Here is a 10,607-nt window from a genome sequence, read left to right as displayed (position 1 = left end):
TTCCCATACCGAACACGGCAGTTAAGCTCTACAGAGTCGATGGTAGTGGGGGGTTTCCCCCTGTGAGAGTAGAACGTCGCCTGGTAACCAAAAACATCAGCTATTAGGCTGATGTTTTTTTGTATTTACAAACATAAATAAATTTAATGAATCAAAGTAAAATTATGTGAAACTTGATCAATGTATCTAAACAAAGCTAATTTGATACTTTATTTAAAGGCATTGGAGCAGTTCTTTCGTGGCACTGGGTTTATACCTTATATGGTAATGAGCACCGCACAGGAAGGCAGGCAAAGTAAAGAAAAACAGGCGTTTTGACGGCTAGTCTGAGACTACAAACGAATTGCAGTCCTTTTATAGTAGTTAAAAGGAACAAAAATAAGATCAAAGTAGGAAAGTAGTATCATGTTAGAAAAAAATATTTAAAATATAGAGCACAAAATTAGAACTATTTTCATATATTTAAAAAAAATAGGCCCTAAATTGTATAAAAAGTTTTTAATTTGCAAAACTAAATAATAAACAAAATTGTTTAATCAATCGTAAATTGCACTCAGAAAAACACTTAGAGGAGGAATAAAGGTGAATGGTTTATCGAAATGTATAGTTTGTGAAGAGAAAAAGGAACATGGCATTCATATTATTGAAGCATTCGTATGTGAAGAGTGTGAAAAGAAAATCGTAAAAACTGAAACAGACGCACCTATATACAATTCCTTTGTAGAGAAGTTAAGATGTATTAGTACGGTGAAAGAAGAAATTGCGAATTAGAGATTGGCGTAAACGTAATAGACTAATAGTAGTAGTCTAATAAGTTTTTGTAAGTTAAAATAAGATATAAAGTGAAGGACCGATTCTATATACAGGTACCTCTGCCATAATTTATTACTGTTTGGTCACCCCTTTAGTGACTGAGCCTTTAAGTAATGGAGAGAACTTGTAAATATAATCGGTTTTTATATTTTCTATAAAATATTGGATTTCGAATTAGGTAGTTGTATAAAATGTCGGAAAGTATGTTTGGAATGTTTAATTTAAAGGTTAACAAAAAAATATACTAGTATAACGATACATACAAATAAATTGCGTAAATTAAAGGAAGCGTTATTGATGATTAAAATGCCATTACTAAATACACTGAAACAGTTTGTAAATAAAAAAACAATATCTCTACATGTTCCAGGTCATAAGAATGGAAAGCACACTTTTATAAATGAATTAGGATTACCAAATATATTAAATTATGATGTGACGGAATTAAATGGCTTAGATGACTTACATTACCCTTCAGAAGTAATCAGTGAGGCTCAAAAAATGTTAGCGAAAGTATACAATGCAGAAGAAAGTTTCTTTTTAGTAAATGGATCAACTGTTGGTAACCTAGCTGCAATTTTAGCGTTATGTGGCGAAAATGACGAAGTATTGGTACAACGCAATTGTCATAAGTCAATTTTTCATGGTCTTTTACTTGCTGGAGCGAAGCCTATATTCTTACCATTAGATATTGATGAAGAGTTAGGACAGCCACTTGGGGTAAACAGTGAGCAAACGATGAATGTAATAAAAAATTATCCAAAAGCAAAAGCAATAATTTTAACTAATCCTAATTACTATGGAATGTCTCAGAATTTAAAAAATATAATTGAGTTCGCACATAGCATGGAGATCCCAACGATTGTGGATGAGGCACATGGAACACATTTTATAATTGGAGATCCTTTTCCAAATGATGCGCTCTCTATGGGTGCCGATATCGTCATACAATCAGCTCATAAAACGTTGCCTGCAATGACAATGGGTTCATATTTACATATAACATCAAAACTTGTTTGCAAAGATAAAGTAAGAGAAATGCTGAGAATGCTACAAAGCAGCAGTCCTTCTTATCCAATTATGGCTTCCTTAGATTACGCAAGGAGTTTTGTCGAAACATTTTCTAATGATAAAGTGAAAATACTTCAAAAGAAAATTGCCGAATTTATTAATGAAGTTAATGATTTATGTAGTATACAAATTGTTACATCAAGTCATATAAACTATTCACAAGATTTACTAAAAGTAATCGTAAAAAGTAAAAAAGGACATACAGGAAAGCAATTACAGGAAATATTTGAAAATGAGGGAATCTATTCTGAACTATCAGATTGGGGACATGTTCTGTTCATCCTTCCGCTAGATGAAAGATTGGATTTTAATGACCTTATTAATCGTATAAAAAAAGCAACTGAATCGATGGGTTATATTGAAAATAAACAACCTAAGCTTAACGTACCTAATTTTACGAGTACAGTTTTACATAGTTACGCTGACTTAAAGAAAAAAAGGAAGTTGGTAAAAGATTTGGTAGATTCGGTAGGAGAAATCTCTGCAGAAAATATTGTTCCTTATCCACCAGGAATTCCTATTTTACTAAAAGGTGAACTAATTACTACTAAGCATGTTGATTATATTCATGATGTATATCAATATGGAATGACGATTCAAAATTTGATTGAAGATAAAAATTTACAAATTGAAGTATTGATTTAGGAGGAAACACACTTGAAATCTTTATTCATTACATTTGAAGGACCAGAGGGTGCAGGGAAGACAACAATTATTAATATGGTATCAGAAGAACTTCGTAAAAGAAGTGTAAATTTTATATCCACTCGCGAACCAGGTGGTATACGGATCGCTGAAAATATAAGAAATATTATATTAGACACAGAGAATATTGAAATGGACAAGCGTACGGAGGCACTACTTTATGCTGCAGCAAGGAGACAGCATTTAGCAGAGAAAGTAATCCCTGCATTGGCAGAAGGAAAAATAGTGTTGTGTGATCGATTTGTGGATAGCTCGCTTGCATATCAAGGTGTCGGTAGAGGAATCGGAATAGATGAAATTTATAATATCAATCAGTTTGCGATCGATGGTTTAATGCCTGATTTAACAATTTACTTTGATTTAGACCCTAAAGTTGGACTGAATAGAGTTCACCAAGCAGATGAGAGAGAAATCAATCGACTGGATTTAGAAGAACTTGATTTTCATTTAAAAGTTCAAAGTGGATATGTTGAGATCATGAAGAGAGAGCCATGGCGTTTTAAACGAATTGATGCATCAAATCAGGTCAATCAAGTATTTAATGATACTTTAAAAGTCATTTTAGAAAAAATAGAAGAAATTTAATTATTTACAAAAATTGATTACATGAACAATAACATGACGGAACTGGTATAATAGGAGTAAGAATACATTCGGAACTTAACTGAAAATTACTTGCATCAATAGATAAATGAAGGCCCGAAAGTTAAGCTGAAGTAATTTATAAAACGATTAAAAAACGATACAATTTAAAAACATCATTGATTAATTTATAGATATGAGTAGGTGTAAACATGAAAACATCTTGGGAGAAACTAAGCGAGCGTCAGCCAGTTGCCACAAAAATGTTAAAAAATGCAGTAATTAAGAACAGGGTAGCTCATGCTTACTTATTTGAAGGCCCAAGAGGAACTGGTAAACGCGAACTTGCATTATACTACACAAAAGTATTACTATGTGAGAATGTAAGTAGCGCTACACCTTGTGGAACTTGTCGTAATTGTAAGCGTGTCGATTCTGGTAATCACCCAAATGTTTATGTAATTGAGCCCGAAGAAGCCTCAATAAAGAAACATCAAATTCAACAATTACAAGAAGAATTCTCTAAAACAGCTGTTGAATCGAATCGTAAAATTTATATAATAGATCATGCTGATCGAATGACGACAAATGCAGCTAATTCTTTATTGAAATTTTTGGAAGAGCCAGTCTCAATTACAACTGCATTTTTATTAACTGAACAAGTACAACAAATTTTGCCAACGATACAGTCTCGCTGTCAATCTATCCATTTTAATCCATTACCAACAAAATACTTTGAAGAACATTTAGTTAATATCGAGCTCCAGTCAAACTTAGTACCATTATTAGCAAGATTAACAAATAGTGAGGCAGTCGCACTTCAAATTGCTGAAGAAGAATGGTTTGCACAAGCTAGAGATTTAGTGATAGAATTATATGAAGCATTATTAACAACAAAAAAAGATAGTCTTCTAGTCATACAACAAAATGTTTCTCGTCATTTTGATACGAAGGAACAGTTACAAATGATGCTTGATATGCTTGTATTAGCCTTTAAAGATATGCTATATATATATGCTGAGCAAGATCAAAATGTTGTTTTTAAAAATGAAGAACCATTAATGAGACAAGCATTAAATCGTATTTCATTAGAGAAAATAACCACTTGTTTAGAAATCATCCTTTTTGCTAAAAAGCGATTAACATCCAACGCAAATATGTTAATGGTTTTAGAGCAAATGATTATAGAACTACAGGAGGGATTGTAGATTGTGTACGAAGTAGTCGGAGTACGTTTTAAAAAAGCTGGTAAAATCTATTATTTCGACCCAAATGGATTAGCAATCCCTAAAGATACTTTTGTCATCGTTGAGACGGTGAGAGGGATTGAATTTGGAAAAGTAGTTGTACCAAATAAAAGGGTCGGAGAAAATGACGTAGTCCTTCCGTTAAAAAAAGTTATGCGATTAGCTGATGAGCATGATCGTATGATTGTTGAAGAGAATAAACAATCAGCCAAAGAAGCTTATGAAGTTTGTTCTAGTAAAGTTATGCAACATGAACTAGACATGAAGTTAGTTGATGTCGAATATACATTTGACCGAAATAAAGTCATCTTTTATTTTACAGCAGATGGTAGAATAGACTTTAGGGAATTAGTAAAGGATTTAGCTGCAGTATTCCGTACTCGTATTGAATTAAGACAAATAGGAGTACGTGATGAAGCTAAAATGCTCGGTGGGATTGGGCCTTGCGGTAGAATGTTGTGTTGTTCAACATTCTTAGGTGATTTTGAACCAGTATCCATTAAAATGGCTAAAGATCAAAACCTTTCTCTTAACCCGGCGAAAATTTCAGGACTTTGTGGCCGGTTAATGTGCTGCTTAAAATATGAAAATGACGAGTATGAGGCTGCAAAAGAACAACTTCCAGACTTAGAGGATATCATCAAGACAGCAGAAGGTCCTGGAAGAGTAGTAGGATTGAACATCTTAGAACGAGTTATTCAGGTAGAATTGATCAAAAAAGAACGCGTTGTGGAGTATACCCTAGATGATTTAATTCACGAGGGAGTCGTGTCAATACAAACCACAGATTAAGAGGTGGTAAGATTGGACAAGAAGAATATATTCTTATCTCTTTCCAATATGGAAGAACAAATTCAAGATTTATCAACACAGCTTAGCGATTTAAAACAATATATTGCTGAGCTACTAGAAGAAAATCACTATACGAAAATTGAGAACGATCACTTACGAGAAAGATTAGGTCTAAATAAACGTATAGAAGAAAAAGAACAAATAAAAGATTCAAAGAAGAAAAAGGTACAAAAGGATAAGGATCTTGGGGAAGGCTATGATAATTTAGCAAGATTGTACCAAGAAGGTTTCCATATTTGTAATCTACATTATGGAAGCGTACGTCATGGTGAGGACTGTCTATTTTGTTTATCCTTCTTTGATAAAAAGTAATGGTAGGCTATTCCGGAAGAAGCGAGCGATTACCTTTTTAGAAAACAGTTATGAAATATGCTGTTTAAAAAGGTAAAGATCGCAGGTTCCAAATGGAATAGCTTCTTTTTATGCATTGCTAGTTAATTGTTATACAATTAGGCAATGCTAAAAGATAATATTGGTATGAATTTGAAAGGAACTAATTATGCTTAAAGGTGACGAACGCTTAGATTACTTATTAACCGATGATATGAGGATTATTCAAAGTCCATCTGTTTTTTCATTTTCGTTAGATGCAGTTCTTTTATCGAATTTTACATATGTCCCGATCCAAAAAGGTACAATTGTTGATTTATGCTCTGGAAATGGAGTTATTCCATTGATGTTACACCGAAGATCTAAAGCAAATATAATAGGTGTAGAAATACAAGAGCGACTGTATGATATGGCTAAAAGAAGCATTGAATATAACAAGTTAGATGAAAAAATATCAATGATTCATGACGATTTAAAAAATGCACCAGATAAAATAGGTAGAGAATTTGTAGATGTTGTTACATGTAATCCACCATACTTTCAAGATATTCCGACTTCTGAACAGAATATGAATGAGCATTATGCAATAGCGAGACATGAGATTAAAACGAATTTAGAAGAAGTAATCAATGCAAGTAAACAACTTTTGAAGCATGGTGGAAAATTGGCGATGGTTCATCGTCCAGGACGTATGTTGGATATTGTTACAACAATGCGTAAAAATGGTATTGAGCCAAAAAGAATTCAGTTTGTCTACCCAAAAATGGGAAAGGAAGCAAATACACTTCTAATTGAAGGTATTAAAGGTGGTAAGGCTGACCTTAAAATTTTGCCTCCGATTTACGTATATGAGGAAAATAACGAGTATACGGCTGAGTTAAAGGAAATTCTATATGGAAAATCATAAACACTATTTATACGTGCTAGAATGTTCAGATACAACTTTCTATGCAGGATACACAACAAATATTGAGCGTAGAGTAAAACAACACAACGATGGAAAGGGTGCAAAATATACGAAGGGAAGGACACCTGTAAACTGTATATTTTTTGAGGAGTACCCAACTAAAAGAGAAGCGATGCAAGCGGAATACGCTTTTAAGCAATTATCAAGAGAAAACAAAGAACGATATATGAGAGGAGGTAACGAGTAATGATTAAAAGTCAAAAGAGCTTCTTAAATGAAGAATTAGGCTGTCTTTATTTAATACCAACCCCTATTGGCAACTTAGAAGATATGACGTTTAGAGCGGTACGAATACTAAAAGAAGTGGATTATATTGCAGCGGAGGATACTCGTAACACGAAAAAACTTTGTAATCACTTCGAAATACCAACTCCATTAGTGAGTTATCATGAGCATAATAAAGAAAAAGCAGGGTTAAAGCTTGTAGAAGACTTGAAACGAGGATTAAAAGTTGGATTAGTAAGTGATGCAGGAATGCCGTGTATAAATGACCCAGGTTATGAGCTTGTAAAACTTTGTTTAGAAGAAGGTATTTCAGTTGTTCCTTTACCTGGAGCAAATGCTGCCTTAACATCTTTAATATCATCTGGACTACCTACTGATTCGTTTTTATACATAGGATTCTTGTCACGTCAAAAGAAAGATAAGAAGAAGCAATTGGAACCGTTAAAGGGGCAACGTAGTACAGTCATTTTATACGAGTCTCCACACCGTTTAAAAGAAACGCTACACGTTATTCTTGAAGTATTAGGTGACAGAAAAATTGTACTTTGTAGGGAATTAACAAAGAAGTTCGAAGAGTTTTTACGTGGGACAGTTAGTGATGCAATAGACTGGGCAACGAATGAAGAAGTACGTGGAGAGTTTGTAGTTGTATTAGAAGGGGCATCTGAAGAAGATGTGAAAAACAATGAGGAGTGTTGGTGGCAGGAACTATCCATTAATCAACATGTCAATTGGTACATAAATGAAAAAAATGAAAAAAGTAAAGATGCAATAAAACTTGTTGCAAAGGATCGTTCATTAAATAAAAGGGATGTCTACGCAGAATATCACGAAATTTAATAAGGTTTAAAAATGAAGTTAGGCTGTTTATTTATTTGTAATTCTCTACTCATTTTTTCTTGCTTTTATTTAGAGAATGCAAATTAAAATAGGCAGCCTCTTCAATTTAATTATTATCAGCTATAAATTGTTCAATCTCAAATTTTAGAAGCTCTGCGCCTTTTTTACTTAAAACAATTTTGCCATCAGCAACCTCAAGATTATTTTGAGAAATTTCTCCGGTCATCATACAAGTCATATTTGGTTCATACTTTTTTAGGATAATACGATCATCCTGAACAAATATTTCAAGTGTGTCTCTTTCAGTGATATTTAGTGTTCTTCTAAGTTCAATTGGAATGACTACACGGCCAAGCTCGTCTACCTTACGGACAATTCCTGTAGATTTCATTATTAATCCTCCTATATAAAGTTTTCATGAAAATAAATGTACTATGTAGTCCAAAAGACAGAGCTACATAATGCTACTATGCCTAAATGGGTTAATTAAAGAGAAAATGTATGTATATTTATGAGAAATAATAGAAATAGATGTTACTATTGTGTAAAATTTAACTTATAAAATAAGTATGAAGTTGTAATAGTAGATGGGGATATGCAAATAACTCATTTTTCATTTTATAATGAAATGCAAAATCATGCGAATAATTTAGTGTCAATATTTAGAAATTTTTGAAGGAGGGTTTTTGGTCAATGAGTAATAAAACTTTTTATATTACAACCCCAATATATTATCCGAGCGGAAAATTACATATAGGTCATGCTTATACGACTGTTGCTGGGGATGCAATGGCTAGATATAAAAGACTTCAAGGCTTTGATGTTTTTTATTTAACGGGTACAGATGAACATGGTCAAAAAATTCAACGTAAAGCTGAGGAATTAAATGTCTCGCCTCAAAAATACTTGGACGATATCGTTGTTGGAATTAAGGACCTATGGACAAAATTAGATATTTCATATGATGATTTTATCCGTACAACAGAAAACAGACATAAAGAAATTGTTGAGAAGATTTTCAAACAATTACTTGATCAAGGTGATATTTATTTGGACGAGTATGAGGGTTGGTATTCTGTACCGGATGAAACATATTATACTGAAACACAAATTGTTGATCCTCTATATAATGAAGAAGGAAAAATTATTGGTGGAAAGAGTCCGGACAGCGGTCACCCAGTAGAGCTAGTTAAAGAAGAGTCATATTTCTTTAAAATGAGTAAATATGCTGACCGATTACTGAAGTATTATGAAGAAAACCCAGAATTTATTCAACCTGAATCAAGAAAAAATGAAATGATTAACAATTTCATTAAACCAGGTTTAGAGGACTTAGCTGTCTCACGTACTTCATTCGACTGGGGTGTAAAAGTACCTGGTAATGCTAAACACGTAATTTATGTTTGGATTGACGCTTTATCTAACTATATTACGGCTTTAGGTTATGGTTCAGATAATGAAGAAAACTATAAAAAATATTGGCCAGCGAATGTACATTTAGTTGGTAAAGAAATTGTACGTTTCCATACGATTTATTGGCCGATTATGTTAATGGCACTAGACTTACCATTACCTAAAAAGGTCTTTGCTCACGGATGGTTATTGATGAAAGACGGCAAGATGAGTAAATCAAAAGGTAATGTTGTAGATCCAGTAGTATTAATCGACCGATATGGCTTAGATGCTCTAAGATACTACTTATTACGTGAAGTTCCTTTTGGATCAGATGGTATTTTTACACCAGAAGGATTTGTTGATCGTATTAATTTTGATTTAGCAAATGATCTAGGTAATTTATTAAATCGAACAATTGCAATGATCCAAAAATATTTTGATGGTAATATTCCTGCAGTTAATGGAACAGTAACAGATTTTGATGAAAACCTTCAACAAGTGGCAAAGAACACGAAGGAAACTGTGGAAGCGGCAATGGAAAATATGGAGTTTTCAGTTGCATTAACAAATATTTGGCAGTTCGTTAGTCGTACAAACAAATATATTGATGAGACACAGCCGTGGGTACTTGCTAAAGATGAAAGTCGTGTACAAGAACTAGCTTCGGTAATGGCACATTTAGCTGAATCTTTACGTCAAGTTGGGATTTTATTAAAACCTTTCTTAACTCAGACTCCAGCGAAAATTTTCACTCAGTTAGGACTAGTTGATGAAAAGATTCTTTCATGGGACAGTCTGAATAAGTTTGGAGCAATTCAAGAGGATACGCGAGTACAAAAGGGTGAACCAATTTTCCCACGTTTAGAGACAGAGGTTGAAGTTGCATATATTAAAGAACAAATGCAAAGTACTGTAAAACAAGTGGTAGAAGAGAAAGTGGAAGAAACTGTTCCTGAAATTACAATTGATGAGTTCTTTAAAATTCAACTAAAGGTAGCTGAAGTAAAAGAAGCTGGTGCAGTAAAAGGAGCAAAAAAACTTCTAAAACTTCAATTAGATTTAGGAAATGAATCAAGACAAGTTGTATCAGGTATAGCGGAATACTATAAACCAGAAGACTTAATTGGTAGAAAAGTGATCTGCGTAACGAATTTAAAACCTGTAAAGCTTAGAGGGGAACTATCCGAAGGGATGATCCTTGCAGGAAGTATTGAAGGTAAGCTATCACTTGCAACAATTGATCAATCATTACCAAACGGTACTATTATTAAATAATGTTACTAGGAAAAGTATTTCGTGTAAAAACTAACATGAAATACTTTTCTTTTTTTGATTTGTTTTACTGAAATAATTGTTGTATTGTGCAGAAAATTGTAAAAATATCATAAGAATCACAAATATGATAATATTTTGTTGATTTATGGCAGGTGTTAACAAGTTATTGTTAAAAAATGTCACTATATGAAGAAAATATTACAGATTGATTACAATAGTAAACTAAAAAAAATATCAGAATTTTGTTTCGAAAAGTAAGAAAGTCTTGATATAACATGGAATTAATTTAAAACATCTTTAAAAAT

Annotated in this window: 11 protein-coding genes and 1 rRNA gene; 11 read left to right on the top strand and 1 reads right to left on the bottom strand. The window is 32.9% G+C overall.

From position 1 onward, the window contains the following. From rrf to rsmI, 10 genes are all read left to right on the top strand, one after another. Positions 1-85, top strand: a 5S ribosomal RNA gene (gene rrf / locus CN514_RS05385); the annotation flags it as partial. Between the two features lie 497 nt (positions 86-582). Then, on the top strand, positions 583-771 hold the full coding sequence (locus CN514_RS05380) for a sigma factor G inhibitor Gin (RefSeq protein WP_248267553.1): 189 nt from the start codon (positions 583-585) through the stop codon (positions 769-771). Positions 772-1,110: 339 nt separating this feature from the next. Further along, positions 1,111-2,529: an aminotransferase class I/II-fold pyridoxal phosphate-dependent enzyme gene (locus tag CN514_RS05375; protein WP_098231722.1), complete on the top strand. Its 1,419-nt coding sequence runs from the start codon at positions 1,111-1,113 to the stop codon at positions 2,527-2,529. A gap of 12 nt (positions 2,530-2,541) precedes the next feature. Then, positions 2,542-3,174, top strand: coding sequence for a dTMP kinase (gene tmk / locus CN514_RS05370; RefSeq protein ID WP_098231721.1), 633 nt, complete (start codon positions 2,542-2,544; stop codon positions 3,172-3,174). A 209-nt stretch (positions 3,175-3,383) separates the two neighbouring features. Then, positions 3,384-4,379 (top strand): DNA polymerase III subunit delta', encoded by a 996-nt coding sequence (holB, locus tag CN514_RS05365; RefSeq protein ID WP_098231720.1) that lies wholly within the window; start codon positions 3,384-3,386, stop codon positions 4,377-4,379. A 3-nt stretch (positions 4,380-4,382) separates the two neighbouring features. Then, entirely contained in the window at positions 4,383-5,210 is an 828-nt protein-coding gene (locus CN514_RS05360; RefSeq protein ID WP_098231719.1) for a PSP1 domain-containing protein, read from the top strand. A 12-nt stretch (positions 5,211-5,222) separates the two neighbouring features. Beyond that, entirely contained in the window at positions 5,223-5,582 is a 360-nt protein-coding gene (yabA, locus tag CN514_RS05355) for a DNA replication initiation control protein YabA (RefSeq protein WP_069033942.1), read from the top strand. A gap of 184 nt (positions 5,583-5,766) precedes the next feature. Beyond that, positions 5,767-6,507, top strand: a complete 741-nt coding sequence (locus CN514_RS05350; protein ID WP_098231718.1) for a tRNA1(Val) (adenine(37)-N6)-methyltransferase — start codon at positions 5,767-5,769, stop codon at positions 6,505-6,507. Beyond that, a complete protein-coding gene (locus tag CN514_RS05345) occupies positions 6,494-6,754 on the top strand; it encodes a GIY-YIG nuclease family protein (protein ID WP_098231717.1) in 261 nt (86 codons plus the stop codon). The genes CN514_RS05350 and CN514_RS05345 overlap by 14 nt, the downstream gene beginning before the upstream one ends. Positions 6,755-6,756: 2 nt before the next feature. Beyond that, positions 6,757-7,632, top strand: coding sequence for a 16S rRNA (cytidine(1402)-2'-O)-methyltransferase (gene rsmI / locus CN514_RS05340; RefSeq protein WP_098231723.1), 876 nt, complete (start codon positions 6,757-6,759; stop codon positions 7,630-7,632). A 106-nt stretch (positions 7,633-7,738) separates the two neighbouring features. On the opposite strand, the gene CN514_RS05335 is transcribed toward rsmI, so the two are convergent. Then, the gene (locus CN514_RS05335) at positions 7,739-8,023 is read right to left on the bottom strand and encodes a transition state genes transcriptional regulator AbrB (RefSeq protein WP_069033946.1); all 285 of its coding nucleotides are present in this window, start codon (positions 8,021-8,023) and stop codon (positions 7,739-7,741) included. 302 nt (positions 8,024-8,325) lie between these two features. On the opposite strand from CN514_RS05335, the gene metG reads away from it, so the two are divergent. Continuing rightward, positions 8,326-10,302 (top strand): methionine--tRNA ligase, encoded by a 1,977-nt coding sequence (metG, locus tag CN514_RS05330; RefSeq protein ID WP_098231716.1) that lies wholly within the window; start codon positions 8,326-8,328, stop codon positions 10,300-10,302. Positions 10,303-10,607: the final 305 nt, after the last annotated feature.

The sequence above is a fragment of the Bacillus sp. AFS001701 genome (genome assembly GCF_002559405.1).
Taxonomy (GTDB): Bacteria; Bacillota; Bacilli; order Bacillales; family Bacillaceae_G; genus Gottfriedia.
The sequence above is the reverse complement of the archived record's forward strand: the minus strand, read 5'-3'. Positions and strand labels throughout refer to the sequence as shown.